The 25,427-nt window shown below is 62.9% G+C and carries 23 protein-coding genes and 1 pseudogene; 11 read left to right on the top strand and 13 right to left on the bottom strand.

The window, feature by feature from the left end; translation table 11 throughout:
* Positions 1-74 precede the first annotated feature (74 nt).
* From yghU to DOM56_RS07300, 5 genes are all read right to left on the bottom strand, one after another.
* Positions 75-929: a glutathione-dependent disulfide-bond oxidoreductase gene (gene yghU, locus DOM56_RS07320; protein ID WP_110708180.1), complete on the bottom strand. Its 855-nt coding sequence runs from the start codon at positions 927-929 to the stop codon at positions 75-77.
* 382 nt (positions 930-1,311) lie between these two features.
* Positions 1,312-1,770 carry a DUF417 family protein gene (locus DOM56_RS07315; protein ID WP_198655714.1) on the bottom strand — a complete coding sequence of 153 codons (459 nt, stop codon included), beginning with the start codon at positions 1,768-1,770 and terminating at the stop codon, positions 1,312-1,314.
* Between the two features lie 100 nt (positions 1,771-1,870).
* Positions 1,871-2,656 carry a molybdopterin-binding protein gene (locus DOM56_RS07310; RefSeq protein ID WP_110708178.1) on the bottom strand — a complete coding sequence of 262 codons (786 nt, stop codon included), beginning with the start codon at positions 2,654-2,656 and terminating at the stop codon, positions 1,871-1,873.
* Positions 2,649-3,554 carry a cytochrome b/b6 domain-containing protein gene (locus tag DOM56_RS07305; RefSeq protein ID WP_110708177.1) on the bottom strand — a complete coding sequence of 302 codons (906 nt, stop codon included), beginning with the start codon at positions 3,552-3,554 and terminating at the stop codon, positions 2,649-2,651. The genes DOM56_RS07310 and DOM56_RS07305 overlap by 8 nt, the downstream gene beginning before the upstream one ends.
* A gap of 60 nt (positions 3,555-3,614) precedes the next feature.
* On the bottom strand, positions 3,615-3,983 hold the full coding sequence (locus tag DOM56_RS07300; RefSeq protein ID WP_110708176.1) for a pentapeptide MXKDX repeat protein: 369 nt from the start codon (positions 3,981-3,983) through the stop codon (positions 3,615-3,617).
* Between the two features lie 190 nt (positions 3,984-4,173).
* On the opposite strand from DOM56_RS07300, the gene DOM56_RS07295 reads away from it, so the two are divergent.
* From DOM56_RS07295 to DOM56_RS07280, 4 genes are all read left to right on the top strand, one after another.
* A complete protein-coding gene (locus DOM56_RS07295) occupies positions 4,174-4,884 on the top strand; it encodes a response regulator transcription factor (RefSeq protein WP_110708175.1) in 711 nt (236 codons plus the stop codon).
* A 2-nt stretch (positions 4,885-4,886) separates the two neighbouring features.
* A complete protein-coding gene (locus DOM56_RS07290) occupies positions 4,887-6,359 on the top strand; it encodes a HAMP domain-containing sensor histidine kinase (protein WP_110708174.1) in 1,473 nt (490 codons plus the stop codon).
* Between the two features lie 50 nt (positions 6,360-6,409).
* Positions 6,410-7,000 carry an NAD(P)H-dependent oxidoreductase gene (locus DOM56_RS07285; protein ID WP_110708173.1) on the top strand — a complete coding sequence of 197 codons (591 nt, stop codon included), beginning with the start codon at positions 6,410-6,412 and terminating at the stop codon, positions 6,998-7,000.
* A gap of 164 nt (positions 7,001-7,164) precedes the next feature.
* A complete protein-coding gene (locus DOM56_RS07280) occupies positions 7,165-8,388 on the top strand; it encodes an MFS transporter (RefSeq protein WP_110708172.1) in 1,224 nt (407 codons plus the stop codon).
* A gap of 47 nt (positions 8,389-8,435) precedes the next feature.
* On the opposite strand, the gene DOM56_RS07275 is transcribed toward DOM56_RS07280, so the two are convergent.
* Positions 8,436-9,383, bottom strand: a complete 948-nt coding sequence (locus DOM56_RS07275) for a LysR family transcriptional regulator (protein WP_110708171.1) — start codon at positions 9,381-9,383, stop codon at positions 8,436-8,438.
* A 213-nt stretch (positions 9,384-9,596) separates the two neighbouring features.
* Between DOM56_RS07275 and DOM56_RS07270 the strand changes: the two genes are divergently transcribed.
* Both DOM56_RS07270 and DOM56_RS07265 read left to right on the top strand, forming a co-directional pair.
* The gene (locus DOM56_RS07270) at positions 9,597-11,096 is read left to right on the top strand and encodes a CoA-acylating methylmalonate-semialdehyde dehydrogenase (protein ID WP_110708170.1); all 1,500 of its coding nucleotides are present in this window, start codon (positions 9,597-9,599) and stop codon (positions 11,094-11,096) included.
* A gap of 41 nt (positions 11,097-11,137) precedes the next feature.
* On the top strand, positions 11,138-12,442 hold the full coding sequence (locus DOM56_RS07265) for an aspartate aminotransferase family protein (protein WP_110708169.1): 1,305 nt from the start codon (positions 11,138-11,140) through the stop codon (positions 12,440-12,442).
* A gap of 14 nt (positions 12,443-12,456) precedes the next feature.
* Here DOM56_RS07265 and DOM56_RS07260 read toward each other — a convergent pair whose 3' ends face one another.
* Positions 12,457-13,299 carry a helix-turn-helix transcriptional regulator gene (locus tag DOM56_RS07260; RefSeq protein WP_110708168.1) on the bottom strand — a complete coding sequence of 281 codons (843 nt, stop codon included), beginning with the start codon at positions 13,297-13,299 and terminating at the stop codon, positions 12,457-12,459.
* A gap of 104 nt (positions 13,300-13,403) precedes the next feature.
* On the opposite strand from DOM56_RS07260, the gene DOM56_RS07255 reads away from it, so the two are divergent.
* Positions 13,404-13,709, top strand: a complete 306-nt coding sequence (locus DOM56_RS07255) for a hypothetical protein (protein WP_110708167.1) — start codon at positions 13,404-13,406, stop codon at positions 13,707-13,709.
* On the opposite strand, the gene tmpT is transcribed toward DOM56_RS07255, so the two are convergent.
* Entirely contained in the window at positions 13,706-14,359 is a 654-nt protein-coding gene (gene tmpT / locus DOM56_RS07250; RefSeq protein ID WP_110708166.1) for a thiopurine S-methyltransferase, read from the bottom strand. The genes DOM56_RS07255 and tmpT overlap by 4 nt on opposite strands.
* A 417-nt stretch (positions 14,360-14,776) precedes the next feature.
* On the opposite strand from tmpT, the gene DOM56_RS07245 reads away from it, so the two are divergent.
* Complete coding sequence (locus DOM56_RS07245; protein ID WP_110708165.1) at positions 14,777-18,769, top strand: MgtC/SapB family protein; 3,993 nt, start codon at positions 14,777-14,779, stop codon at positions 18,767-18,769.
* Between the two features lie 552 nt (positions 18,770-19,321).
* Complete coding sequence (locus tag DOM56_RS07240; RefSeq protein WP_157958179.1) at positions 19,322-19,696, top strand: hypothetical protein; 375 nt, start codon at positions 19,322-19,324, stop codon at positions 19,694-19,696.
* A gap of 49 nt (positions 19,697-19,745) precedes the next feature.
* Here the strand turns inward: DOM56_RS07240 and DOM56_RS07235 are convergent, their stop codons facing one another.
* The 3 genes and pseudogenes from DOM56_RS07235 to DOM56_RS07225 all read right to left on the bottom strand — a co-directional run bounded on the left by DOM56_RS07235 (position 19,746) and on the right by DOM56_RS07225 (position 22,144).
* Positions 19,746-21,449 carry a mechanosensitive ion channel domain-containing protein gene (locus tag DOM56_RS07235; RefSeq protein ID WP_110708164.1) on the bottom strand — a complete coding sequence of 568 codons (1,704 nt, stop codon included), beginning with the start codon at positions 21,447-21,449 and terminating at the stop codon, positions 19,746-19,748.
* A gap of 96 nt (positions 21,450-21,545) precedes the next feature.
* Positions 21,546-21,659, bottom strand: a pseudogene (locus DOM56_RS19920) (DUF2256 domain-containing protein); the annotation flags it as partial.
* A gap of 71 nt (positions 21,660-21,730) precedes the next feature.
* Positions 21,731-22,144, bottom strand: coding sequence for a MerR family transcriptional regulator (locus DOM56_RS07225; protein ID WP_110708633.1), 414 nt, complete (start codon positions 22,142-22,144; stop codon positions 21,731-21,733).
* A gap of 96 nt (positions 22,145-22,240) precedes the next feature.
* Between DOM56_RS07225 and DOM56_RS07220 the strand changes: the two genes are divergently transcribed.
* On the top strand, positions 22,241-23,164 hold the full coding sequence (locus tag DOM56_RS07220; protein ID WP_110708163.1) for an alpha/beta hydrolase: 924 nt from the start codon (positions 22,241-22,243) through the stop codon (positions 23,162-23,164).
* Between the two features lie 93 nt (positions 23,165-23,257).
* Here DOM56_RS07220 and DOM56_RS07215 read toward each other — a convergent pair whose 3' ends face one another.
* A complete protein-coding gene (locus DOM56_RS07215; protein ID WP_110708162.1) occupies positions 23,258-23,644 on the bottom strand; it encodes an ester cyclase in 387 nt (128 codons plus the stop codon).
* On the bottom strand, positions 23,645-24,259 hold the full coding sequence (locus DOM56_RS07210) for a TetR/AcrR family transcriptional regulator (RefSeq protein WP_198655713.1): 615 nt from the start codon (positions 24,257-24,259) through the stop codon (positions 23,645-23,647). It abuts the gene before it with no gap.
* Between the two features lie 116 nt (positions 24,260-24,375).
* Here DOM56_RS07210 and DOM56_RS07205 point away from each other — a divergent pair, with 116 nt between their 5' ends.
* Complete coding sequence (locus DOM56_RS07205) at positions 24,376-25,395, top strand: NAD(P)-dependent oxidoreductase (RefSeq protein ID WP_110708161.1); 1,020 nt, start codon at positions 24,376-24,378, stop codon at positions 25,393-25,395.
* Positions 25,396-25,427: the final 32 nt, after the last annotated feature.

Below are 25,427 nucleotides of genomic sequence, written 5' to 3'. Positions count from 1 at the left end.
AGCGGCGTCGATGCCGCATAGCGTAACGCAAAAGCCCGACGCAAGGCCGGGCTCGGTGAAGGGGCAGCGCGATATCAGCCGCCGATCTTGTCCTGTGTCTGGGTGTCGAAGTCGCTGGCGTCGTGACGCTCGTGAAGCTGGGTTTCCGGCTCACCGAAGGTGCGGTTGACCATGCGGCCGCGCTGCACGGCCGGACGGGCATCGATCTCCCTGGCCCAGCGCTGGACGTTCTCGTAGCTCTCCACGTCCAGAAACTCTGCGGCATCGTAGAGACGGCCCAGCGCCAGCTGGCCGTACCAGGACCAGGTCGCGATATCGGCGATGGTGTACTCGTCGCCGGCGAGGTAGCGCGACTCGGCCAGGCGCCGATCGAGCACGTCGAGCTGACGCTTGGCTTCCATGGTGAAGCGATCGATGGCGTATTCGATCTTCTCCGGCGCGTAAGCGTAGAAGTGGCCAAACCCGCCCCCCAGATACGGGGCGCTCCCCATCTGCCAAAACAGCCAGTTCATCGTCTCGACACGCAGGGACGGATCGCTCGGCAGGAAGGCGCCGAATTTCTCGGCCAGATGGAGCAGGATCGAACCGGATTCGAATACGCGGATCGGCTTGTCGCCACTGCGATCCATCAGTGCCGGGATCTTGGAGTTCGGGTTGACCTCGACGAAGCCGCTGCCGAACTGATCGCCATCGCCGATCTTGATCAGCCAAGCGTCGTATTCGGCATCCTTGCCCAGGGCCAGCAGCTCCTCCAGCAGCACGGTGACCTTGACGCCGTTGGGCGTCGCCAGCGAATAGAGCTGAAACGGGTGCTTGCCGACCGGCAGTTCCTTGTCGTGGGTGGGCCCGGCGACAGGACGGTTGATGCTGGCGAACTTGCCGCCGCTCTCCTTGGGTTCCCAGACGCGGGGAGGCACATAATCGCTCATGGATGACTCCTGATTGGCGAATGTCGTACGTGATCCGAAAGATAGCTTGTTAAGGATCGCATCGCGAGTCGTATCTTTTCGAACCACGAGCCGCCGGATGATCGGCCCATGGCGAGCCACCAGCCTGTTCACGGGCCTCACCGTCCCCGGGTGAGACAGATGCAGCGCACGCCTTGGGCACCGACGTTCCCTGTTCACGCATCGTGAAAGCCGAACGGACGGCAAGCGGGTTATCGGCATTCGAGCCCCGAACCGTGGATGTACTCCCTCCTGGTTGGCTGTGTCGCCGGCGCCAGATATCCCATCGCCTCGATGGGACGGGTCAATCCCGTCCATGGTCTATTGCTGGTGGCAGCGGCTGACTGATCTGCCGTGGCACGCATCAGACAGACTCATCACGCCTCTTCGATGCCAGCAACGCTTCGGACGACGTCCACAAGGCAGCGCCCAGGAGTGTGAGATCCTTCACGAGAAAGCCGGCCGTGACCGTTTCCAGCCCGAGGTCTGGTGTCGTGAACAGGAAACTTAGCGTACCGACCAGTGCAAACGCGGCCATCAAGCTCCCTAGTGCAGAGAGTTTCGGAAAAGGCCGCCGCAGCGCAATGAGCACGGCCGTGATCACTTCGATCACACCGATCAGATTTGAGCCCCCACGCTGCCCAAGCCAGGCATTGACCCACGAGAAGAGTGGGCTGTTCTCCGTGAGCGGTGCTATCGCAGCAGCTTCGTAGGCGGTGAATTTGAACAGGCCATAGCCGAGAAAGATCAGCACCAGACTGTAGCGAAGGATGATGAGGCCGGCTGCAGCGATCAGCGGTTGTAGTCTATCAAGCGCGTTCATACGACCCCCGTGAGCCATTTCAGTGGTGACGCGACGTGATCAACACGGCAATTTCGTAGGCCACGCGCCTGTAAACAGGTGCCGATCATCGCCCTCTTTTTCAGATTCCCGCCCACCAGTCGTATCCCCTGTCCTCCCAGTAGCCGCCCTTGCCACCATGAAGGTGCTTGAAGCTGTCGACGAGCTCCACCCGCATGACGTACTTGGCCTGCTTGTAGCCCAGCTGGCGCTCGGCTCGCAGACGCAGGGGCGCACCATTGGCTACCGGCAGCGCAGCATCGTTCAAGCCATAGGCGAGTATCGTCTGCGGATGGTAGGCCTCGACCATGTCGAGACTCTCGTAGTAGAGATCGCTACCGCCGTAGGTGTGATCGGCACAGTGAAAGACCACGAATCTGGCCTGATCCCGTGGCCGCACGCGATCGAGCAGATCCGCCAGCGGCACGCCGGTCCACTGGCCGATGCAGCTCCAGCCCTCGACGCAGTCGTGGCGGGTAATCTGCGTCCTCGACGGCATCTCGCCCAGCTCGGTCAGCGACAACGTCGTGGGCTGCTCGACCAGGCCGTCGATCGTCAATCGCCAGTCGGCGAAATCGTTCTCCACCCAGGCGCGATAATAATCTTCCTGGGGATTGGTGGTGCCGTTGGGACGGAAGACCGGTGCGATCTGGCTCTTGTCGAACTCCTGCGCCAGCGCCTGCCGCGAGGCGATCAGCCGCTGCGCCTTGTAGGTCAGCTGCTCGACACTACCCAGCGCGCGCTTTACCGACGCGTTGTCGGCGATCCGGTCGCAACCCGCCAGCAGGCTTCCCGCCCCCAGCGCCGCCATGCCGGAAAGAAGCCGGCGCCGACTCCGATCCGGCCCGGACGATTGTGACTTACTCATGCGAATCCTCCCGATTCACCGGCCCGGCCGGTCTGGCGGTGATGCGATAGCGCCCTGTCACCATCGAACGCAGGTTGTTGAAGACTCCCGAGACCAGCACCAGGGCAATATGCACGAAGAAAAAACCCACCAGCGAAAACGCGCAGATGAAATGCAGGGTCCTGGCGCTCTGACGGCCGCCGAACAGCTCCGTCAGCAACGGCCAGGCCGCATTGATCGTGGGAGACATCGTCAACCCGGTGAGGATCATCATCGGCAACAGCACGAACAGCACCAGGACATAGGTGAGTTTCTGGATGCCGTTGTACTCGGCCTCGTGATGGAAGCGGAATCGGGCATGATCGACGATCGTCCTGGGTATGGCTCTCAGTTGTCTGCGCGTCGGAAAGATCGCGCCTCGTCGATGGCGGCTGATCACGGTGTAAAGCAGGTATGCCACCACCGAAGGCGCAAAGATCCAGCCCGCGAGAAAATGCCAATTCCTTCCCATCGTCAGCCACTTGTCCCCCGGCAGCGTTGCCCAACGGGGAAAGGCACGTTGGCGTAGCTGGCCATTGTCATCGGAGAGCCCCAACACGCCCGTGGTATCGATCGTGTAGCCCGCGACTCGCACCACGCCCCGTTGTTCACCGTCGTTCCCGGCTTGGGCGTGAATCGCGATGAACGGATCGGAGAAACGGGATTGCTCGCCCCAGTACAGCGCAGGGTGGGCGTTGAATATCTGCAGACCGCTCATCAGCAGCACGATGAGACAGAGGAAATTGATCCAGTGCCACAGTCGAGTGCCCAGGCTGTGGCGCTTGATCAATCGGGACGACGCCAATGCTCCCGGCTCGGAGGCCGGCCTGGCACGGGAATCGGGCTTGGGATTGGCAACGGGACCGATACCGGATGGCATGATTCACCTCGCTTTCACGCAGACGGCATCCGGCGGCCGTGGCCGCCGGGAGGCCATGGCTCAGTTACCGTGATCCATGCTGTCCTGCCCCATGGCGTCGTCGTGGCCCATGCCATCCTGACCCATGGCGTCGTCGTGGCCCATGCCGTCCTGACCCATGGCGTCGTCGTGGCCCATGCCGTCCTGGCTCATGGCGTCGTCGTGGCCCATGCCGTCCTGGCCCATGGCGTCGTCGTGGCCCATGCCGTCCTGGCCCATGGCGTCGTCGTGGCCCATGCCATCCTGGCTCATGCTGTCTTGACCCATGGCGTCTTGGGACATGCTATCGGTTTGCGTTTCCTGGGCACTGGCCAGGGTCGTGAAGAACACGCCACTGCTCAGCAACGTGGCACTCAGTGCCAGCAGGAACTTCGATTTATTCGCGATCATGACCTTTCTCCGTATTCCTTGTCGGTAGCCACCTCCGTAGCGAGGCGGTGATAGCAAGGTAATCGGTGATTTCAGGCCAATCATCACGAAACCATAACGTCCGATCATCCCGTTCCAGGCGTGATATTCGCGTGATGACTCGGTCGGGCATCTCGGCTATGTTCGGTCCTTTGATCCTCCGGAGTCCGATATGCCACGTCCGATACTCTGCGTGGAGGACGATCCCGATATCGGGCGTCTTCTGGAGACCATACTGGCCGAGGCCGGCTACGCGGCCGAATGGGTCACTACCGGGGAAGCGGCGCTACAGCGGTGGAAGGCGTCGTCGATGATCATCCTGGATCTGATGTTGCCGGGCATCGACGGCCTTCAGGTCTGCCGGGAGATTCGTGAGCAGGATGCCGCCATCCCGTTGATCATGCTGACGGCGCTCGCCGGTACCCGAGAGGTGGTCGAAGGCCTGGAAATCGGTGCCGACGACTACATCACCAAACCCTTCGATACCGACATTCTGGTGGCCAGGATCCACGCGCTGATGCGGCGCCGGGAAGCGGTCGACACGCACCGGGCGCCAGACGCCCGCCCCGTGGTCGTCATGGATCTGGAGATCGATGCCACCCATCACCGCGCGACACTGCACGGGCAACCGCTCTCCCTGACCGCCAGAGAGTTTGCCCTGCTCTCGTTCTTCTCTCGCCACCCCGGTCACGGTTTCTCCCGGAGCGAGCTGCTCGATGCGGTGTGGGGCGCGGAGTTCGACGGTTACGATCACACCGTCAACACGCATATCAACCGTCTACGCAACAAGATAGAGGCCGATCCCGCCAACCCGCGTTACATCCTGACCGTGTGGGGCATCGGCTACCGCTTTACCGATCTTCCGCCATCGGCGGCCGAGTGATCATGTGGCCACTGCTCAGAAGCGCCTATCGTAGTCTCTACGCCCGCATCGTCTTCATCTACCTGGCCAGCATGCTCGCGCTGTCCGCGGCGACCGCGCTGATCGCGGTCGATCAGTTCGACCAGTTGGGCCGTGAGTGGCTGCAACGCTCCCAGATCAACATGGCGCAACAACTGGCCCAGACGCTCCGAGAGCCGCTCAGCCAGGGGCTCGACAACGACCGGGTGCGCACCGCCGTCCAGCAGATCATGACCATCAATCCATCGCTATCGCTGTATGTTCTCGATGACGACGGCCGGGTGGTCGGTGCCTACAGCGAGGGGGCGTGCGGTCTGGGCAAGCAGATCGACCGGGGCGCCATCACCGAGCTGCTCTCGGAAATGCCGATGCTGCCGGTCTATGCGGATATGCCCTGCCAGGACGGCGAAGGGGTCTTCTCGGTAGCGCCGGTGACCTTCGGCCCCGAAGCCTCCCAGGGCTACCTGTTCGTGCGGCTGGAGGCCAACACCCAGGTCTCGATGGCCAACATCTGGCAGACCAGCGGCATCACCCGGACCCTGTTCATTGCCACTGGCGTTGCCCTGCTGCTGACGCTGATCGTGGGGCTGGCACTGTTCGCGTTGCTGACCCGCCGGTTCACCCGGATGACACGCGCCGTACGCCACTTCGCCCGCGGCGATTACCGGCAGCGCGTGCCCGACCGGATCGACGACGAGATCGGTCGCGTGGGCCGGGCCTTCAACGAGATGGCGGCCACCATCGAGGCGCAGATGGAGGCCCTGCGCGACAACGACCGCCAGCGCCGGGAGCTGGTCGCCAACCTGTCCCATGAGTTTCGCACCCCGCTGACGTCGCTGTCCGGCTACACCCGGCAACTGCTGCGCACCGCCAGCACCGACGACAGCCGCGAGAACCTCGAGGCCATACGCCTGAATGTCGATCGACTGACCCGGCTGGCCGCGCAACTCTCCCAGATGTCGCACGCCAATATCGCCGATCGGCCCCTGGCTCTCGAATCGTTCTCCTTTGCCGAACTGGCCAATGACATCGTCACCAACTTCCGCCCCAGGGCCGAGGAGAATGGCATCATGCTCAGTGTGGAAAACGAGGCGGACATGGCCCAGGTGGCAGCGGATGTGGAGCTGATCGATCACGCCCTGACCAATCTGGTCGACAATGCCCTGTTCGCCACCAATGCCGGGGGACAGGTCACGATTCGTATCCTCTACCTGGATGCCGACACCCTCAAGATCGGCGTTCGCGACACCGGCATCGGCATGAAGCCCGAGGAGATCTCCCTCGTGTGTCAGCGCTTCTATCGTACCGCCCATAGCCGCGAACGCGGCGACGGGACAGGCCTCGGTCTGGCGATCGTCTCCGATGTGCTGAAACGTCACGACTCGAAGCTGACCCTCGAGAGCAAGCCCGGCCGCGGCTCCTGCATCTGGTTCACGCTGCCGCTGGCGAAGCCATGATAATCTGAACGGGAGACAATCCCGGCTCGCCGACCCTCCCGGAGCTTCCCATGACCGATCGTATCCTGGTGTTCTACGGTTCCTACCGATCCGATCGCGCCGGCATCCGGCTGGCCGATTATGTGGTGCAAGCGCTTAACGCCCAGGGTGCCGAGGCCGAGCTCATCGACGCCAAGGCGATCGACTTGCCGATGCTGGACCGCATGTACAAGGAGTATCCCGAGGGCGAAGCGCCGAAGGCGATGGAGACACTGGCAGGCAAGATTCGCGATGCGGACGGCTTCATCTTCGTCACCGGCGAATACAACTGGGGCGTGCAGCCAGGGCTGAAGAATCTGACCGATCACTTCCTGGAAGAGTGGTTCTGGCGCCCGGCCGGAATCGTCAGCTACTCCGCCGGCCGCCTCGGTGGTGCCCACGCCAATCTCGCCTGGCACGGCACCCTGGCCGAGATGGGCATGGTGGTCATCTCCAGCACGGTCGCGGTCGGCCAGATCGGCAAGACGCTGGACGATACCGGCACGCCCATCGGCGATGCCGGCCAATCTCTCGAGCGCGCCTTCGGCCGATTTGCCGAGGACCTGAGGTGGTGGGCGGAGGCTGGAAGGCGCCAGCGCGAGCATCGATCCCCGCCATTTTAAGCAAACGCGTTACACTGAGATGACCATCCCGCTTCTGGACGCGGGCGACGCCGGCCATGGATTGAGGCCCGACGTCGGCTTCATCGACAAGGAGTCCCCGATCCTCGCATGATCATCACACCTCTCTTGCCACGCCTCGGCCATCGCGGGCAGCCGCCGCGGCGATGAGCGACACCCGGCTGTTCCGCTCGCTGCGCGTCTACAACTTTCGGGTCTGGGCCGCCGGCGCGCTGGTCTCCAACACCGGCACCTGGATGCAGCGAGTGGCCCAGGACTGGCTGGTCCTGACCGTACTCACCGACCACAACGCCAGCGCCGTCGGCATCACCATGGCGCTGCAGTTCGGGCCGCAACTGCTGCTGCTGCCGTTCACCGGCTATGCGGCGGACCGCTTCGACCGCCGTCGACTGATCATGCTGACCCAGGCCCTGCTGGGCCTGCTGGCGCTGGGGCTCGGCCTGGTCACCGTGACCGGTGTGGTCACGCTATGGCAGGTCTATGCCTTCGCTCTGGGACTCGGCTGCGTCACCGCCTTCGACGGTCCGGCGCGCCAGGTATTCGTCAACGACCTGGTCGGCGAGACCTACCTCACCAACGCCGTCGCCCTCAACTCGACCTCGTTCAACAGCGCGCGCATGATCGGCCCGGCGGTGGCCGGCGTGCTGATCGCCGCCATCGGCACCGGCTGGGTCTTCCTGGTCAACGCGGCCTCCTTCGCGGCGGTGCTGGGCTCGCTGTTCCTGCTGCGGGTCGACCAGCTCCATACGCCACTGAAGTCGGGCCGCCGCGCCGGTGGGTTGCTGGAGGGTTTCCGCTACGTCTGGAGGCGCCCCGACCTGAAGGCGATGATGGTCATGCTGTTCCTGATCGGCACCTTCGGCTTCAATTTCCCGATCTATATCTCGACCATGTCGGTCTCCATCTTCCAGGGCGGCGCCGACCAGTACGGCGTTCTCACCTCGGCGCTGGCGATCGGCTCGGTGGGCGGTGCGCTCATGGCCGCCCGCCGGGAGCGACCGGACCTGCGCCTGTTGGGTGTCTCGACCCTCGCCTTCGGCGTCTTCACCGCCCTGGCGGCGGTCTCGCCCAACGTCGTCCTTTTCGCCGCCATGCTCACCCTGACAGGATTCACGGCGCTGACCTTCAACACCTCGTCCAACGCCTTGATGCAGTTGACCACCGATCCCGCCATGCGCGGCCGGGTGATGGCCTTGAGAATGGCAGTGATCATGGGTGGTACCCCGCTCGGCGCTCCCATCGTCGGCTGGCTGGCCGATCACGCCGGACCCCGATGGGCGATGATGGTCGCTGCCGTGTCCGGTTTGATCGCGGCGGCAGTGGCCGCAAGGCTCATGTTCCAACAACGCCGCCGGGTACCGTCGTCCTGAGTCGGGAAATCGAGCGCCGGTACGGCCGGCGCATATCATCATGAATGTCAGCCGGATCCCTGCTCATCGCGGGGTAACGCCTCCACCAGAGATCGCAGCTCCTCCAGAAAGCTCTCCAGCACCAGGTTGGGCGGGCGTCCCTTGCGGGTGATGGCGTAGTAGCGGGTGGCGTACTCGAAGGTATCGGGCGCGAGCCGCTTCATGCGCCCGTGATCGCTCCAGCGCCGGGCGAAATGGGTGGGCAGAAAACCGAGATAGCTGCCGGTGAGCACCAGGAAGGCGACCCCCTCGCGGTCGGTGGCCGAGGCCATCGGCTTGAGCGCTTCATGCACGCGCTTGATCTCGGGCGTCTGGGCATAGGAGGGCACCACCGCGTCGTAGCCGGCGATCTCGTCCACGCTCGGCGCCTCGCATACAAACAGCGGATGCCGGTCGCTGCAATAGAGCGCCGACTGCTCTTCGTACAGCGCCAGGTAGTCGAGCCCCGGCACGCGCTTGAGTTCCGGCACCACCCCCGCGTGCAGGCTGCCGCCGAGCACCGCCATCTCGATGTCGTTGGGCGGAGTCATGCGGATATTGATGTGAACGTTGTCGCCACGCGCCTTGAGTGCCCGCAGCGCCTCGGTCACCTGCATGTTGGGCAGCGTCACCAGATTGTCGGTGATCCCGATATTGAGCTCGCCGGTCAGACTGGAGTGCAGCCCGTTGACGCGGGTACGAAAGTCCTCCACGGCGGCGAGGAGCTGCATGGTGGCCTCGAACACCGCCTGCCCTTCACTGGTCAACTGGAAACCACTGCGGCCACGCTGGCAAAGCCGCATCGAGAGACGTGCCTCCAGGTCGCTCATCGCCATGCTGATCGCCGCCCGGCTGATATCGAGATCGACCTCCGCCGACGAGAAACCACCGCATTCGACCACCTTGCGAAATATCCGCAGCAGGCGCAGATCCACATCCCCCAACTGCCCCATCAACGTGATCTTGCGTGGACTCATGGCGGTACCTGTCGTTGCCCACGCCCTGACGGCCGAACAACGGCGGGCGATGGGAAAAGTTAAGCAAAGCGTTTAGTGAAATTAAGCATACAGGAATTTATTGACGCTACCCTCCAGCCTCAATCTGGACCCTGGCCATAGGGACAAGCGCTCGCCAAGGCGCCGTACCCGAGATTTCCCATCGCCGATTGATACCCAAAGGATCGAGATCACATGTCCGATACGCTGACTCATTTCGTCGACGGCAAGCACGCCGCGCTGGACTCGACGCGCACCAGCCCGCTCTTCAACCCCTCCACCGGCGCCCAGTCCGGCGAGGTCCTGCTGGCCTCCAGTGCGGACGTCGAGCGGGTGATCGCCTCGTCACAAGCCGCATTCGAGCAGTGGTCGACCTTCTCCCCGCTCAGGCGCGCCCGAGTTCTGTTCAACTACAAGACACTGCTGGAGCAGCACAGCGACGAGCTGGCACGCCTGATCTCCCAGGAGCACGGCAAGGTCTTCTCCGACGCCAAGGGCGAGCTGACCCGCGGCCTGGAAGTGGTCGAGTTCACCTGCGGCATGCCGCACCTGCAGAAAGGCGAGCACTCGCTCAACGTCGGCCCCGGCATCGACTCCTTCTCGATGATGCAGCCGCTCGGCGTGTGCGCCGGCATCACCCCTTTCAACTTCCCGGCCATGGTGCCGCTGTGGATGTTCCCGATCGCCATCGCCGCCGGTAACACCTTCGTGCTCAAGCCATCGGAGAAGGACCCCTCGGCCACCCTGCGCATCGCCGAGCTGTTCAGCGAAGCGGGGCTGCCGGACGGTGTGCTCAATGTGGTCAACGGCGACAAGGAGGCGGTCGATACCCTGCTCACCGACCCGCGGGTGCAAGCGGTGAGCTTCGTCGGCTCGACCCCGATCGCCGAGTACGTCTACGCCACCGCCTCCGCCCACGGCAAGCGCGTGCAGGCCCTCGGCGGGGCAAAGAACCATATGGTGGTCATGCCCGATGCCGATCTCGACCAGGCCGCGGACGCGCTGATGGGCGCCGCCTACGGCAGTGCCGGCGAGCGCTGCATGGCGATCTCGGTGGCGATGCCGGTGGGTGACGAGACCGCCGAGAAGCTGCGCGAGAAGCTGCTGTCACGGCTGGACGAACTGCGCGTGGGCGCGAGCATCACCGACGGCCCGGACCACGACATGGGCCCGCTGGTGTCGCGCGCGCACCTGGAGAAGGTGAGCGGTTATATCGAGCAGGGCGTGCAGGAAGGCGCCGAGCTGGTGCGCGACGGTCGCCAGCTCCAGCATGAGGGCGACGGTTTCTTCATCGGCGGCACCCTGTTCGACCACGTCAAGCCGGGGATGCGCATCTACGACGAGGAGATCTTCGGCCCGGTACTGGTGATCGCCCGTGCCGAGAGCTTCGACGCCGCGGTCAAGATGGTCAACGACCACGAGTTCGGCAACGGCACCGCCATCTTCACCCGCGACGGCGACAGCGCGCGTCAGTATTGCGAGCAGATCCAGGTCGGCATGGTCGGGGTCAACGTGCCGATCCCGGTGCCCATGGCGTTCCACAGCTTCGGCGGCTGGAAGCGCTCGCTGTTCGGCGCGCTGCACGTGCACGGTGCCGACGGCGTGCGCTTCTACACGCGCATGAAGACGGTCACTGCGCGCTGGCCCTCCGGTCTGCGGGAAGCGACCAATCAGTACACCATGCCAACGCTGTGAGCGCAGCGCCTCGGACACCATGTGACATAACAGGATTCCCCATGCACTCGATCGACAATCAGCAGGTGAAGGCGCTCGACCGCGCCCACGTGTTCCACTCCTGGTCGGCCCAGGGCGCGCTCGATCCGATGGTGATCAAGAGCGGCGAAGGCTGCCGGCTTTGGGACTACGACGGCCGCGAGTACCTCGACTTCTCCAGCCAGCTGGTCAACACCAATATCGGCCACCAGCACCCGCGGGTGATCGCGGCGATCAAGACCCAGGCCGACGAGCTGACCACCATCGCCCCCGCCCACGCCAACTGGATGCGCGGGCGCGCTGCCGAGAAGATCCTCGAACGCGCCCCGGCCGGCTTCGCCAAGGTGTTCTTCACCAACGCCGGCGCCGACGCCAACGAGAACGCCATCCGCATGGCGCGCGCAGTCACCGGCCGCGACAAGATTCTTTCCGCCTACCGCTCCTACCACGGCGGCACCGGCTCGGCGATCGCCGCCACCGGGGATTTCCGCCGCGTGCCCAACGAGTATGCGCGTGGCCACGTGCACTTCTTCAACCCCTGGCTCTATCGCAGCGAGTTCTGGGCCGGCAACGAGGAGGAGGAGTGCCAGCGCGCGCTGCACCACCTGCGCCGGGTGATCGAGTGCGAGGGGCCGGCGAGCATCGCCGGGCTGCTGCTCGAGACCATCCCGGGCACCGCCGGCGTGCTGGTGCCACCGCCGGGCTATCTGGCCGGCGTGCGTGCGCTGGCCGACGAGTTCGGTCTGGTGCTGATCTTCGACGAGGTGATGGCCGGCTTCGGCCGCACCGGCGCCTGGCTGGCGCTGGACCACTTCGGCGTGGTGCCGGACCTGATCACCTTCGCCAAGGGCGTCAACTCCGGCTACGTGCCCGCCGGCGGCGTGATCGTCCACCAGCGCATCGCCCACCACTTCGACGACGAGATGTTCTACGGCGGCCTGACCTACTCCGGCCATCCGCTGGCCATGGCGGCGATCTGCGCCACCCTGGAGACGATGCAGGAAGAGGGTATCGTCGACAACGCCCGCCAGATCGGCGAGACGGTGCTCAGCCCCGGCCTCGCCCGCCTGGCCCAGCGCCATGCCCAGGTCGGCGAAGTGCGCGGCCTGGGGGTGTTCCACGCCATCGAGCTGGTCGAGGATCGCGACAGCCGCACGCCGCTGGCCGCGGCCAAGGTCGGCAAGCTCAAGCAGGCGATGATGGAGCGTGGCCTGCTGGCATTCGTGGTCGCCAACCGCATCCACGTGGTGCCGCCGTGCGTCGTCACCCCCGGCGAGGCAGAACAGGGGCTGGCGATCATCGACGAGGCGCTGGGTACACTGGACTGACACGGCGCCGGGGCTTATTGATCCGCAGAGTCGACTGTCGCGCCGGCCATGCCACTGGGTGTGGCCAAGCTGGCGTGTATCGGCTCACCGGCAGCGTAGCGCCCCGGCGTACAGCCGAATACGCCATGAAAGCGGGCGATAAAGGCGCTGGCACTGGTGTAGCCCAGTGTCAGCGCCGTGCTCTGTACCGTCTCCCCCGAGGCCAGGAGTTCCAACGAGCGCAACAGCCGCGCGCGCTGGCGCCACTGGGTCAGGGTAAAGCCGGTCTCCGTGACGAAGCGGCGCGACAGCGTACGCGTGGAGACATGAGCCCAGGTGGCCCACTCACTCAGCCGCCGCTCATCCTGCGGGCATCTTGCAATGGCGTCGGCGACACGACGCAAGCGCGGGTCGCCGGGATACGGCAAGCCCAGCGGCTCGTGGGGAGCCGCGCAGGCTTCATCGAGCAGTGCTAGCGCGAGACGACGATGGGCCGGGTCGTCTGGCCCGCGGGTATCACTCGCTAGCCGCCTCACCATCTCGCGCCACAGCGGCGACATCCGACAGAGATAGGGCGTGGCCGGAAAAAGCACGCCATGCGCTGGCGCCACATAGGCGCTCCAGCCCTCGAAGGCACCATGAGAGGACATGCCGTGGGGCACATGCGGCGGCACCCACATCGCATAGGTGGCGGGCACCACCCAGCGACCGTGGTCGCCGTCGACCGTGATCAATCCCTTCGATGTCCCCAGCCACTGGCCACGAGCATGCGTATGACGAGGCGTCGTGCGCCCCTGCCCGTCACTTCTCGCCACCACCAGCACCGGGGGGCCTTCCGAGCTATCCGCACGGGAGGGATCGAGCATGGGCGTGCGCATCAAGATTGGCCTCTCTGCGCTATCGAATGGCCTTCAACGCTTATCCATGACACTTCGATACCCTCTATCGTGAGCGAATACCACGCCTCGACCGGAGACAATGCATGCGACCAGAAGACCTGCTCCCCGATGAACAGGACCATATCGAACGTGATGGCATCAGCATTCGCAAGGGCACGGTGGGTGCCTTCCTGGCGAGTGCCAGCGTGTGGCTCGATCCGCTGACGACAGATGCCGAGCGCCAACGGGCAGCGGACAGTATCGAAACCTTGAGACCCGCACTCGAAGCGCTGGGACTGTTCGAGATTCTCGAAGTTCGCGACGACGCGCTGCGCAGCAGCATGCACGCCGCGGCGACCGACGACTGTGCGACGCCCCCGGCCGCCAGCCCTCGCCGAGACGACAGCTAACGCGGCATCAACTGCCACGCCACTTCGACAAATCGGGAGACGCCAGCCTCCTTGAAGTTGAGCGACGATTCGAGCACGTCCTTGCGCGACAGTTCGGTAATGGTATGACTCCCGGCGTAATGATCGGCCACTTCCTCTGGCAACACCGGAAATGGCGGCCCCGCCTTCTCCGCCGGATCGTACTCGAAGGTGATCAGCAGCTGCGGCGCGGCGTGGGTCAACGCCAGGAGCTGAGCGGCATAGGCAGCACGCATCGACGGTGGCAAGGCCACCAGCGCAGCGCGGTCGTAGACCAGGTCGACCGGCCCCAGATCGTCGACGCCGAGGCGGAAGATATCGCCCTGGAAGATCGTCAATCTACCGGCGTGCCAATATTGACCGCCCTCCCATGAGGAGATGTCCGGGACCAGTTTCAGTGCTTCGAAAAGCTGGCCAACCGCGATCTCGCTCAGCTCCGCGCCGACCACCCGGTACCCCGCCTCCAGCAGCCAGCCGATATCCAGCGTCTTGCCACATAGCGGCAAAAAGATCCTCGCGTCGGCAGCGAGACTGAACCGCGACAGGTTGCGCTTGAGAATGGGATGGACGAACGAGAGATGGAAACCGAGTTGATCGTTTTTCCATCGGGTCTGCCAGAAGTCGTGTTCCATGCGGGTGCTCTTCATGAGGGCCAGCAGGGAGCTTACTCATATGCGTCCATTCTGACAGCACGACTTAGGTTTGTAGGGAGTGCAGGCCCAGAACCTTCGACCCAAACCTGACTATTCGTCAAACGATCGACGTCTAGTTTATGACCGCTACCTCGCCTGCCTTAAATATCGACTTAAGTTGAAAGCCATTTCCCATTTAAACCTTTATGAAACAATAAAAATTATAAAAAAACGCGATAGGCATTCAAATTAACCCAAAGGGAGATCTATCGAGCGAATTCGAGCCTTACCCTCTAGGGGTCACTCACATCACGAATGTCTTTCAGCAGGTCCAGGCGTCTACCGATCTCGCACCTGCGATGCCCGAAAAAACCGGCCACTTGAGAGTCGACGGGAATAATAACCAGGAGCCCCGCCATGTCCGTTTCAGGAGTTGTCGTCACGCCTCGCAGTGTCGAAGAGTCGCTCTCCCGCAAGTCGAGCGACAGCGAAGCGTCCGACAAGGAAAATCCGAGTCTCGAGTCGTTCAGAGCCAAGGCCAAGGAAAAGAGCTGGCATGTGGTGGAAGAGGACGACGGGCTCCCCCCCGTCAGCAACCTGAAACCCAACCGTGAAGACGCCACCACCATCACCTTCAAGTATGAAGGCGAGACTTACGCCGTTTCCGAGCATCTATCGCCCTTCAAGTACTCGGTGCTGGAAAACAAGCTGGCAGGTACCGAGATCAGCCAGACCGATAACAATATCGAGGTCAAGGTCGAGGAGTCGGAAGCGACCGATGTCATGAACGCCAAGACGACCGAGGATGGCAAGACGGTTGGCGAGCTGTTCAACGACACCATGAAGGAAGAGTGGAGCGACCTGGATCTCGACGACCCTCGTCGACAATACTACGAGTTGCTTCAGGCCAAGTCCGCCCTGGTCAATGGCTACGGCATCCTGCCCTACCAGACCCAGAAGGATGCGTTTCCGTGGCCGGGCGATACCGAGCCGACCCTGCCGAACTCCGTGATCATGGATCAGGCGAGCACCTACGGCCTGCTCGACGAGGAGGAGATCGCCAGCAAGCTCGCCGAGGTGTCCCAGAACGAGAGCGTCGTCTCCGGCGTCGACGACCTGATGCAGGGCGCGGTCGACAAGATCAAGGACAAGTCCGGCCTGACCCATCGCGTCCACGAGACCATGATGAGTTCCGAGTATCTGGAGATGCTCGAAGGCTTGGGCGACGACGCCGCCAAGACCCGCTTCGCCAACGACATCAAGACGCTGGACTATCTGGATAGCGACAAGGCCAGCGAAGTACGCAGCCAGATACTCGACAAAGGGCTGATCGACGAGATCAGTGGCGTGATCGAAGAGGGAAACTATTCCGACGAAGCCCTCGAAACGGCCGTCAACGATCAGGTACAGATGGGATTGCAGGGCACGTTTTCCTCCATCTTCGGCATTACCTTTTCCGACCGGACCGTCCAGAACTACCTCAAGAACGGCGAGGGCGACCTGCCCGACGACGTCAAGCGCGGGCTGGACAGCTACAAGGCGGCGGTCAAGATCGCCTCCAACGCGGTTCTCGGGTCGTTCAAGGAGAATGGCAAGTTCGACATCAAGGATGTCTCGTCGCGAATCTCCCAGGTCATCGGCCAGAACAACCCCGACCTGCCCACCGGGGTGAGAAACGGAGCGGCCGCGCTGCTGCAGGCCAGCATGAAGAACGGCGTGCTACCCGGCATGGGTGGCATCCTCACCGCCACCGCCGCGATCTACACCCTGAACAAGAACATGGGGGAGACCACGGAAGATCGCCTGGCGGCAGCAAGACTGCTGCTGATCACCGTGGCCACCTCTCCCGCCATGGCGCTGGCCGGCGCCAAGACGTATGAACTGTTCCAGGACACTCTCAACAAGCCCGGCATGGCGACACGGCTCGGTCTCGAGAACAACGATCAACTTCGGGAAGCGTTCGTCAAACACTTCCCGGACTCGACGGAGAGTGTCTCGGTACCGGAAGCCGACGTCGTCGAACTGGAATCCCTCGAGAGCCAGCGCCAGGCGATCTCCGCAACCCCGCCGCAACTGGATACGCCGGACCTTGCGCCGGGCTGGGCCGACGACGTCGAGCGCTTCTTCGACGAGATCGCCAGCGGTGAAGGTGATGGTGCCCGCTTCGTCCCCCTCCCCGACGATGCCGACGTTGGCCTGGAAGAGGCGCTTAACGATCCCAACGAGCGCATCTCCAGCGCGGGCAGCAACAATGGCCAGAGCCTGGCCGACAATCTCGATGATCTGGATGCCGACAGCCGCGCCAGCGTGATGGGCATGGCGGATGACCGGCTCAGTAACATGGGGCTCGATCCGAGCGAGATGGATACCCCCAGCAAGCTCAGGATCGTGGGTTCGGTGATGGGGACGGTCGGCGGCATCGCCGATGGCGCCGGCGGTATCCTGGATATCGCCCTCGGCGCCATGTCGATCGACCAGCTACGCGACAACCCCGATGCGCTGCCCAGCGAATACGCCGCGGCCTCGATGCAGCTACTCGGGGGCGTGGGCATCGCCGGCATGGCCGGGACCCAACTGGCCAGCATGATCGCGGGGCCGGCCACCGCCTCGGCGCTGGGCGTGGCCTCGGGCGCGCTGGGGATCGCCGGCGTCGGCTTCGGCGCCATCGCCGCCATCGTCACCGGCGTGATCGCCAAGCAGAAGCAGGATCAGAAGAAAGCGGAAGTCCTGGACGACTTCCAGACCTGGAGCGGGCTCGGCGTCACCGAGGACGACTGGGGCGACAAGCTCAACTACGTGCTCCACGCCCGCTACGAATACAACTACTACCACGGCTCCAGTCGTTACGACGACCTCTACCCCGAAGACAAGCCCATGTGGGAAGCCAGGCCGGAGCAGTACGAGGATTTCACCGAATACGTCGAAGAGCACGGCAATATTTCCGACGACTGGTTCGATGACTGGGACGACGATCATGACGCCGGTATCGGCGAGGGCACACCGGATCCTTCGGGCCTGCCTCGCTTTGGAGACGACGGAGACCCCGGTACGGCCAGTGACTTCAAGACAGACGTCGATCGCGTCGACGTGGGCTCGATCGAGCTGGCCGACGACGGCCGCGTCATCTTCGTCAAGGATGGTGTCAAGCAGGTCATCGATCCGCTGATTGGCGAAAAAGCCGGTGAGAGCGACCGCAAGGAGATCATCGACTACCTGACCGACCTTCATGAAATCACGCATCCCGACGGGAAGCGCGATCAGAAAATCATCGACCGAATTACCCAGCTTCATGACGAATCCGACCGCTACAACGACATCGACGACCTGAAACGGGCGCTCGATGATTCACAGCCCTTCCTGCTGGGCAAGGATGGCAAGCACAAGGCGGGCACGTTCGAGGACTTCCAGGAAGATATCGATCGAGTCGAGATCGACTCCATCGAACTCGACTCGACCGACAGCAGCAAGATCAGCTTCATCAAGGATGGCGTCCGTTGGCAACTCGACACCGAAAACCGCGGGAGTCTGTCAAAAAGCGATGCCAACGATATCTTCGATTACCTCAAGAACCTTTACATCATGGTCCACCCGGATGGCGAACTGGACCAGGAACTGGCGGACGAGATAGATGAGCTGCAGGGAGGCTCGGACGACTATAACGACCTCGACGATCTACGCGAAGAGCTCGACCTCGGCACCGATCCCAGTGGCCTGCCGGTCTTCGGTGACGGCGGCATTCCCGGAACCTACGGCGACTTCAAGGAGGACATCGACCGCGTCGACATCGGCTCGATCGAACTGAAGGACGATGGACGCGTCATCTTCGTCAAGGACGGTGTGAAACAGATCATCAACACTTCAGAAGGCGATGACTCCGATCGGAGCACGCGGGAGAAGATCATCCGTTATCTGACGGATCTTCACGACATCGCCAGTCCCGATGGAGAGCTGGACCAGGATCGCGTCGATGAAATGAACGATGTCTTCGGCAAGACCGATAGATACAACGATACCGACGCCATCCGACAGTATCTCGACGCCGACGCCCCTGCGGCCTGGGACGAGAACCCGGGAACGGTCAAGATATTCGGTGACAAGGGAAGTCCGGGCCATTTCAGTGAATTCAAGAAGGACATCGATACCGTCGACATTGCCTCCATCAGGCTGAGACCGGACGGCGAGATCTATTTCAAACGCTCGGGAGAGTGGTACGTCCTGACGCCCAACGCCAATAGCAAGATCGAGGATGAGTTCGACGATTTCGTGGACTATCTGACCGAACTTCACGATATCACCCACCCGGATGGCGTTCTGGACAAGCGACTTGCGGCCAGGATCGATGAACTACAGGGCGGCAGCGACGACTACAACGACCTGGATGACTTGAAGGCGTTTCTGAACATCGGGTAAGGGGAAATCTTCCCTTGGGGCGGACCACGCCCCTTTACTCGAAAGCTCCGGCCGTCTCGACGGCAATCTCATCGTGCCATCGACCGCGCTACCGCTTGTGAAGAGGTTCAAGACCCGAGAGCGACAAGTCCAAACCCGTGAGCCGCCTCCGGCGAGGTGGCTCGCGGCCCTCCTCGGCTTCAAGCCGACACCGAAACCGGTTCTACCGATGAGTGACAGGCCAGATGAGCACTGCTGCCTGTGTTGCTCTCTGCCATTGAAAAGACGGTTGCGAAAAAACCCGTCATGCCAACCACCTATAGCGCTATCGCTAAAAAAGCAAAATCCTAATTAAAGCTTGTCGTCTGTCGGGCCGATAGGGTTCACCAGATCCAGCCAGGGCTGGATCGGGAATCGTCAAGGTATCTCCGATGGGACCGGAAGTGTCCATCTGCATCGACCAGGAAGATGGTTCCACCGTTACCGTCATGCCGCCACGCGGCGATACCAGAGGATTTCACCATCAAACGCTCGACACTGATTCGCTCGATAGGCTTCATGGGAATCGCACTCATGGCCGCCACACTCACCGGCTGCGCGAACACGCGGGGTCCGGGCCTCGGCTCGGCTCTGGACGCCGCCACCACCGCCTACGCCCTGGATCACGGGTACGAAGAGGCCAACCCGCTGTTGTCACCCATCGGCGACCCGTACCTCTCGGCGCTGGCGGTCATCGGGGTGAAACAAGGCATCAAGTACTCACTACATGAGTATGCCGGCCTGAACGAGGATTGTGCGCATTACGGCGTGGAGACGGCCGCCATGGGCGCTGGCGGCTGGAACCTGGCCATACTGGCGGGGGCCGCAACGGGCCCCGGCCTGATCGTCGGCGCACTGTTGGGCGCCGGCTACTGGCTATGGAGCGACGGCGACGAGGCTTGCCGATAATCTCGACCACGAAGTGTGGCCGGGCACCGCGATGATGAGTCCGGTCGCGTCATTGAACCAGCTCGTCGGCATCGCCCGAAGCGTGCCCTCGGGCGATGTCGCGATGGCTGATCACGACCACATCCCTGGGCCACCACTCGGGATGCTCGTCGCGGATGAACGCCAGCAGTTTTTCCCGGACGCTCACCTCGGCGGCCCACCCGGAGAGCGGGTCGATTGTCATCAGGTAGCAGGTCACGGTCTGCGCCGGGCCGGTCTGGTCGGTCACGCAACACAGGAGTTTGTGATGCTCGATCACATTCTCCTCGGCCTTGGCGAACTCGAGGAACTTGTCGCGCAGGATCGCGATATCGGCGCTCAGGTGCAGCGTCAGCACAAGGCTGCGGTACTCCTTCGTGCTCTTGGAGGAGAGGTTCTCGAACGCCTTCGACGCGAAATAGGTGACCGGCACGATCAGGCGGCGCTCGTTCCATAGCCGCAGCCTGATATGCGTGTAGAAGATCCCCTCGACATAGGCCCACTGCCCCTCGAACATCACCAGGTCGCCGACCCGTATCGGTTTGGCCAGCGACAGCTGAAACGATGACAGGATGTTGCCGAGCACGGCCTGCCCCGCCACACCCACCAGCACCGCCAGCACGCTCGCAGAGGCCAGAATCGACAGCCCCAGGGTTTCGAAGAGCTGAACCTGCCCCAGCACGTAGATCGTCACCGCCGTCACCAGAACGAGAATGATGATGCGTCGCACCGCATAGAGCGTCGTCAGCAGCTTGCGGTCGTCCCGGGGCTTGGAATCGTCGATCTGGCCCGCGAGGCGACGCGTCATCTTCAGCATCATGGTATCGACGAGCCGCAGCCCGACGGCCCCGATCCCCCAGGCCAGGATGGCGATCAGCACCACGCGCAGGGTGGTCGTCGCGATCGCCGAGAAGGAGACGACGTAATCGAGCAGCGCCTGGGTCAGCAACGACATCACGATCAGCGCCACCGGGCCGCGAATCTGCTTGGCAAAGATGCTCGGCGAGCCGGAGGGCAACCAGCGCGTCATCATCTCGACCAACCGGTAGACCGCCTTGCCGACCAGCGCGACCGCCAGCAGCACCAGTGGGATCGCGATCCACTCCCAGAGCCTGAGCGGCCCGAAGGAGTTCTTGAGGCTCTCGGGAATGTGGCGCTCGAACGCCGCCGGGCCGTACTCGTGATAGAGCGCGGGAATCGCCGCCACGCTCTCCGGCATGATCAACCAGACCGGCTCCTCGCTATCCAGTTGATAGCGCCCCAGCCGGATATCGTAGGTGTCGCCGTCGGCCTCGAGCGTGGCCAGCTCGATATCGCGCCGTGGCTCGCCGGCATGAGGGCTCTCGCCGGTGGGATTCTCGATCGCGGCATCCTGACGCCCGGAGAGATTGGAGATACGGATCGACTTGCCACGCTGGAAGATGGCGGCGAGCTCTCGGGCCAGCTCGGCACCCCGCTCGCGCTGTTCCGCCGGGGAAAGATCGGCAAGGTTGAGGATGTGGGCCGCCGCCTCGAAATCGCCCTGGTCGGTCAGATCGCGGAAGGTACGCATCGACTCCCGGGGCGTTCTGAGCTTGACGGAACCCGGCGCCTTCCCCAGGCCACTATTCAGCGAATCGATGGCGTACCAGTCCTGCACGCTGTCTGCGTCCTGGGTCTGCGCCAGGCACAGGCTGGATACCAGCCATATCGCTGCCGCCGCCAAACACCGCTGCCATGAGCCCGTTCGCTTCATCCTTGAGTCACCGCCTTCCTGAATCGTTCGCCGGATCATCCCGCCTTCCGTGATCCACGTCCATCACGCAAGTCAATCCCGCATGCGGGATTGCCTTTAGGATCCACCGCGGCTCCGGCACTGGCAGCGCTCGGAACAATCGATGACGTTTACCCGGTCGTGCTCGCATTGCCTGCGCCATGCGAAAGGTTGCCCACAAACAGGGCAAACCTTGGTCGGCGGATCGGGGGTTCAAGAAAGCATGAATCGCTGCCGGTTCTCGACTAGGTGACGTCAGCCACTCACATCGTCCCAGGCGCCCCGGCTATCGGCGAGATCGTGGTTTCAGCGTCTTTCAGCAATGACTTCAACAGCGTTCGCCGTCGCTCGAGGTCTGCCATCTGGCTGTCGATCACTGCAAGGCGCCGGCGGTGTGCCGCGACGGTTTCAGGGCATGGCGGCGCGCCATCCAGCATCACCATACATTCCGGAAAGGTTCGAATTTCCACGAGGCTGAAACCTGCGGAGATGAAGCGCTGGATCTGAATCACGCGAGTCACGGCGGTTTCCGGAAACCACCGGTAGCCGTTATCCGCTCGCCTGGACGTCAGAAGCCCCTCGTTCTCGTAGTGTCGTAGCCCCCGTCGACTGACGCCGGTTCGTTCGGACAGCTCGCCGATGGAGATCGTCGCTGGAGGGCATTTTCCCTGGTTCATAACGCACATGGCGGGAGGCTATCTCTTTTTTCTTGACCTTGACGCTAGTGTAAGCCCGGAAGCTGTGCCGGGTACCCCTCAATCAAGGAACGAGATATGTTTCCAAGATTTCTGACGCGCCCCCTCGCATCACTCGTGCTTGCGACGCTCTGGCTGGCCGTTTCAACAGCCGCTCTGGCCGATATACAGAATCACACCGTCAGGACATACGGCATCAAGGCCCCGGACGGCGTTGATCTAGCAGTCCAGGAAACCGGCAATCCCGAGGGTACGCCGATCATCTTCATCCACGGACTATTGGGGAGCCATCTGAATTGGGAAAAGCAGTTGGAGGACCCCGCCCTGCAGCAGCATCGGCTGATCACTTACGATTTACGGGGTCACGGCCAGTCTGGCAAGCCGGCCGAGGCCAGCGCTTATACTGAAGGGCGCCGCTGGGCCGACGATTTAGCGGCCATCATCCAAGCTCGAGATATCCAGAAACCCGTGTTGGTCGGCTGGTCCCTAGGTGGCGCCGTGATGACCAACTATCTCGCGGCCTATGGAGATGGCGATATCACCGGCGCGGTCTATGTCGACGGTGTCGTCGAACTCAAGCCGGATCAAATCCAACCGCACCCGGACGTCTATCGAGACATGGTTTCCGCCAACCTGAAGACCCATCTCGATGCCGAACGCACCTTCCTGGGGCTCTGTTTCCATCAACAGCCCGATCGGGCAATCTTGGACCGCCTGCTGGCCAACGCGGCGATCGCCTCGTGGGATATGCAGCGCTCGGTACAGTCGATGACGATCCCTGCGGCCGAAGGTCTAGGCAATGCCACCGTACCGCTGCTTTTCATCTCGGGTGCGCAAGACGCGCTGATCAAACCCGAAGCGACGATCGCGAGAGCCAAGAGTTTCAATCCGAGCCTCGACAGCAAGTTATATGCCGATACCGGTCATGCGCCCTTCCTGGAAACGCCCAAACGCTTCAATCGCGATCTGCTGGCATTCGTGAAACGCATTACCCACCCCTGAAACCGCCACCGGCAGTTTTGAAGCGCCTGGATCAAAATCACCCATGAGCACACGGGTCGCTCTCGGCGACCCGATGCAATGCGGAGAGGGAACTCACAAGTCGAACAGCTGCCGTTCGATCTCGGTCTTGTCGATGACCGACCACACCTGCTGAATCTTCCCCTCGGCGAAACGATAGAAGACGTTCTCGTGAAACACGACCCGCCGACCGTCGATGGGTAGCCCCATGAACTCGGCCTTGGGATGACAATCGAAACATAGCCTGCTGGCGACGGTCGTGGCGTCGCATACCAGCCGTTCGACGGAGAAGCGCAGGTCGGGTATGTCGCGGTAGTCGCCGGCGAGCATCTCGCGATACCTCCTCAGGCCAAGCTCCGAACCATTGTGGATCACGGTGTCACTGACGAACTCATCGAGTCCGTCCAGATCTCGTGCGTTCAGACACGCAATATAGGCTTCATAGCGCGGCTTCAGATCCATTCACGCCTCCTCGTCTGATCGATATGAAAAGAGCTTTCGCAACCCGCCCCGAATCAGCGATGCGAAAGTCTCTGCGGCTTCGGCCTCACCGCAATTGCCGCGCACCATCGCGGCTGACAAGGCTTCACCGGCGCCGATCAGACCGATGCAGCGCCGCTCCAGCTCGGCCTGCTGCAGATCGACATGCGGTTTCAGCACGGCGGCGAACAGCTGGACGTAACCATCGAGCAGCTCCTGATAAACCGCCTCCTTCTCCTCGCTCCCCGCCAGCGCCGCGCCGATCGCGTGCCACTCGCCAGTGGTATCGGCGTAGCAGTGAATGTAGGCCGAGGCGAGAGCGGCGATGGTCTCCTCAATACTGCGCTCGCCGGTGGTCAGCGCGGCCTGGAGCGCCGCGGCCTGTGCCTGGTCGATCGACTTGTAGAGTTCGATGAGCAACCTCGAACGCGTACCGAAATGGTCGTAGGCGACCGGTTTCGAGATCCCGGCGCGAGCTGCCAGGTGTCCCAGCGTCAACCGGTCGGCGCCCTCATCACGGACGATCGTCAACGCCACATCCAGCAGTTGTCGCCGCCGCTGGGTACGGGAAAGCCGGCGCGATGCGGGCTTTTCCATCTGCTCCCGGGGATTGCCTTTTTTTTTCTCGCTTACCAATCGATCACTCCTCGTTGATAACCTACCAAAAGTANNTACTTTTGGTAGGTTCTATCACGATCCCAGGAGACGTCGCAATGACACCCGATCCCATTCTGCTCGTCGGCGGTGCCGGCATCGTCGGTCGCCAGACGGCGAAGTACTTGCGCCACTCATATCCGGAGGTACCGCTGCTGATTGGCGGCCGCGATCTCGACAAGGCGCAGCTCATGGCCCGGGAGATTGGCCATGCCGAAGCGGTGACGGTCGACCTCGCCGCAGCCGACCTGGGCCTTGGCAAACGGCCGATCAGCGCGGTCGCGATCTATTTCACGGATACGAGTACCGCTGCGCTCGCCTTTGCCCTGGCCCGCAAGGTCCCCTATCTCAGCATCTCACCCGCCCTGTATGAGATCGGTTCGGAGATCGCGGCTTACATGCACGCGCCGGATGCCGCGCCAGTGGTGCTGGGCACGGAGTGGCTAGTGGGCGCCACGACGATCCCCACGCTCGAATTCGCCAAGGCGTTCAGCCACGTCGGTTCGATTCGGCTTGGCGCGCTGCTGGATATCCAGGACGAAGGCGGACCGGCCGCGTTCGACGATCTCGAGCGCCAGACGCAGGCCATTCCAGCCGTTCAGGTCCGTCGCAACGGCGCCTGGATCTGGCGAACCGGGGCTGACCTCAAGACCACCTTCCTCGCCGCCGATGGGATCGAGATGGAAGCCTCCGCGCTCTCGCCCCACGATGTCGTCGCCCTGGCCACCGCTACCGGCGCGCCGAACATCGAATTCAACCTCGCGATCGGCGTCAGCTCCAGCCGCCGACGCGGCGAGCCGATGTCCACCGAGATTCTGGTCGAGCTCACCGGACGCGATCATGACGACAAGTCGCTACGCACGCGGCATGCCGTGATCCACCCCGAGGGCCAGATGCCGCTGACCGGGTTGGGGGTGGCACTGGTGCTAGAGAGGCTGCTGGGACTCGATGGCGGGCCAGCCACGCCACCCGGACTCTATTTCCCGTATCAACTGCTGGATTCAAGGCACTATTTCGATCGGTTCCGGCAGGCTGGGGGAAAGATTTCGACACTCGCTCCGACTGGAGTCTTCAAGTAGCGCTCCCGCGCGCTGGATAGCCGACAGACTCA

The sequence above is a fragment of the Salinicola sp. CR57 genome (genome assembly GCF_003206585.1).
GTDB lineage: Bacteria > Pseudomonadota > Gammaproteobacteria > Pseudomonadales > Halomonadaceae > Salinicola > Salinicola lusitanus.
Note: the sequence above shows the minus strand (reverse complement) of the source record. Positions and strands in the feature narration are given on the sequence as shown.

Bases quoted from the DNA above. Each gene is read 5' to 3' on its own strand.
- DOM56_RS07280 (WP_110708172.1), top strand. From the start codon at position 7,165: ATGAGCGACACCCGGCTGTTCCGCTCGCTGCGCGTCTACAACTTTCGG.
- DOM56_RS07240 (WP_157958179.1), top strand. From the start codon at position 19,322: ATGGCCGCCACACTCACCGGCTGCGCGAACACGCGGGGTCCGGGCCTC.
- DOM56_RS07205 (WP_110708161.1), top strand. From the start codon at position 24,376: ATGACACCCGATCCCATTCTGCTCGTCGGCGGTGCCGGCATCGTCGGT.
- DOM56_RS07305 (WP_110708177.1), bottom strand. From the start codon at position 3,554: ATGCCATCCGGTATCGGTCCCGTTGCCAATCCCAAGCCCGATTCCCGT.
- yghU (WP_110708180.1), bottom strand. From the start codon at position 929: ATGAGCGATTATGTGCCTCCCCGCGTCTGGGAACCCAAGGAGAGCGGC.
- DOM56_RS07220 (WP_110708163.1), top strand. From the start codon at position 22,241: ATGTTTCCAAGATTTCTGACGCGCCCCCTCGCATCACTCGTGCTTGCG.
- DOM56_RS07225 (WP_110708633.1), bottom strand. From the start codon at position 22,144: ATGAACCAGGGAAAATGCCCTCCAGCGACGATCTCCATCGGCGAGCTG.
- DOM56_RS07300 (WP_110708176.1), bottom strand. From the start codon at position 3,983: ATGATCGCGAATAAATCGAAGTTCCTGCTGGCACTGAGTGCCACGTTG.
- tmpT (WP_110708166.1), bottom strand. From the start codon at position 14,359: ATGGAACACGACTTCTGGCAGACCCGATGGAAAAACGATCAACTCGGT.
- DOM56_RS07295 (WP_110708175.1), top strand. From the start codon at position 4,174: ATGCCACGTCCGATACTCTGCGTGGAGGACGATCCCGATATCGGGCGT.
- DOM56_RS07285 (WP_110708173.1), top strand. From the start codon at position 6,410: ATGACCGATCGTATCCTGGTGTTCTACGGTTCCTACCGATCCGATCGC.
- DOM56_RS07290 (WP_110708174.1), top strand. From the start codon at position 4,887: ATGTGGCCACTGCTCAGAAGCGCCTATCGTAGTCTCTACGCCCGCATC.
- DOM56_RS07275 (WP_110708171.1), bottom strand. From the start codon at position 9,383: ATGAGTCCACGCAAGATCACGTTGATGGGGCAGTTGGGGGATGTGGAT.
- DOM56_RS07260 (WP_110708168.1), bottom strand. From the start codon at position 13,299: ATGCGCACGCCCATGCTCGATCCCTCCCGTGCGGATAGCTCGGAAGGC.
- DOM56_RS07255 (WP_110708167.1), top strand. From the start codon at position 13,404: ATGCGACCAGAAGACCTGCTCCCCGATGAACAGGACCATATCGAACGT.
- DOM56_RS07315 (WP_198655714.1), bottom strand. From the start codon at position 1,770: ATGAACGCGCTTGATAGACTACAACCGCTGATCGCTGCAGCCGGCCTC.
- DOM56_RS07265 (WP_110708169.1), top strand. From the start codon at position 11,138: ATGCACTCGATCGACAATCAGCAGGTGAAGGCGCTCGACCGCGCCCAC.
- DOM56_RS07210 (WP_198655713.1), bottom strand. From the start codon at position 24,259: ATGGAAAAGCCCGCATCGCGCCGGCTTTCCCGTACCCAGCGGCGGCGA.
- DOM56_RS07235 (WP_110708164.1), bottom strand. From the start codon at position 21,449: ATGAAGCGAACGGGCTCATGGCAGCGGTGTTTGGCGGCGGCAGCGATA.
- DOM56_RS07270 (WP_110708170.1), top strand. From the start codon at position 9,597: ATGTCCGATACGCTGACTCATTTCGTCGACGGCAAGCACGCCGCGCTG.
- DOM56_RS07245 (WP_110708165.1), top strand. From the start codon at position 14,777: ATGTCCGTTTCAGGAGTTGTCGTCACGCCTCGCAGTGTCGAAGAGTCG.
- DOM56_RS07215 (WP_110708162.1), bottom strand. From the start codon at position 23,644: ATGGATCTGAAGCCGCGCTATGAAGCCTATATTGCGTGTCTGAACGCA.
- DOM56_RS07310 (WP_110708178.1), bottom strand. From the start codon at position 2,656: ATGAGTAAGTCACAATCGTCCGGGCCGGATCGGAGTCGGCGCCGGCTT.